Below are 1,571 nucleotides of genomic sequence, written 5' to 3' on the forward strand. Positions count from 1 at the left end.
GTCAGTATACCATACTTGGGACATTTCCCCTTGTGGTATATAAGGACATTATCATAAATGGTTCATAACGAACATTAAAGTAATAAGAAATAAATTGACATCAAAGAATGAACATGCTATTATGACACCATTCACAGCAATTCTAGCTGTAATTTTTCAAAGTATCAAGGCGGTATCCGCCAAATTTTTCAAAAGCATTACAAATACAAAAAGTATATTTGTTATTGTCATCTGTGCGCAGTGCCATGTATACTAAAAGGAGGAAAATGAATGACAAAAACGCATATGGAAAGAACTCTGAATGTCTCGAATGAGCAGATAGAGTACGATGAGCATGCGAAGAACCTGATCAGTGACAAACTGGTACTGGCCTGGATTATGAAGAGTGTGGTGGAAGAAGTTAAGGGAATGTCAATTAACGCTATTATCGCCTGTATTGGAGATAATATTGAGGTTTCCAAGATTTTAGTACAGCGTACCGCAAATAACTAGACGAATTACGCAGAATATTTTTTCGAGTGTACATATCAAAAAACGTAGGCGTAGCGGGCTACGCTGAGGCTTTTTGATATGTGCAATCGGGAAAATAGGCAAGTAATTCGGTCTAGTTATTTCGAGGACGCTGTACTAGTAAATCCGGGGGAAACAAACCGACCGGAGAAAATTCTGGGGGACCGCACGGAGGACAGCGTTCCTTATGAAGGTGAGATTACGTATGATATTCGATTTCATCTGTGGATTCCGGGAAAGAAAAAGCAGTTTTTAAAGCTGTTGCTGAACATTGAGATTCAGAAAGAATTTTATAAAACATATGATCTGATAACGCGGGGATTATTTTATGGCTGCCGAATGATTTCTGCCCAAAAAGATACAGAATTTACTGACAGTAACTATCAGGATATTAAAAAAGTATACTCCATATGGATATGTCTGGATGCACCAAATTACATCGGAAATGCAGTGACAAGATATGGAATTCATAAGGAAGATCTGATTGGAAAAACACCGGATAAAACATTGGTATATGATAAAATAATCATATTGATGATTTACCTGAATCGGAGGAAGGATAAAAAAGAGAATAGCATATTTCATTTTCTTAATACATTATTTACACCGGATATTGGTGTAAAGGAGAAAGAAAAAATATTAAAAGAAGACATGGGAATAAATATTGGTCGCAGTAAAAAAGTGAGAAAGGAGCTGAAGCAAATGTGCAATTTAGGGGAAGCATTGGTATGGGAAACCGAGCAGCGTGTAACGAAAAAAGTAACGAAAGAAGTAACGAAAGAAGTAACGGAAAAAATAACAGAAAATATGACAGACCAAGGAGTGCGTGGAATCATTAAAGTTTGTCAGAATCTGGGTGGTTCCAGGGAAGATGCGAAAAAGTGTATTGAAGATAATTTTCATTTATCAGAAGAAGCAGCAGATGGTTATTTGAAGAAGTACTGGAAGTGATATGAAAAATAAGATAAAAGGGGCTGTCGCACTAGCTGATTAAATTCAGCGGTGCGCAGCTCTTTTTTTCCTACAGAAATGTCCTTTTTATTCCATTTCTGATTCATATT

At 36.6% G+C, this 1,571-nt stretch carries 2 protein-coding genes; both read left to right on the forward strand.

The window, feature by feature from the left end; translation table 11 throughout:
• The first annotated feature begins 270 nt into the window (after positions 1-270).
• Complete coding sequence (locus tag BUB85_RS20810) at positions 271-492, forward strand: hypothetical protein (RefSeq protein ID WP_073113376.1); 222 nt, start codon at positions 271-273, stop codon at positions 490-492.
• A gap of 78 nt (positions 493-570) precedes the next feature.
• Positions 571-1,461, forward strand: a complete 891-nt coding sequence (locus BUB85_RS20815) for a hypothetical protein (RefSeq protein WP_073113377.1) — start codon at positions 571-573, stop codon at positions 1,459-1,461.
• Positions 1,462-1,571: the final 110 nt, after the last annotated feature.

The organism is Hespellia stercorisuis DSM 15480, from assembly GCF_900142165.1.
Classification (GTDB): Bacteria; Bacillota; Clostridia; order Lachnospirales; family Lachnospiraceae; genus Hespellia; species Hespellia stercorisuis.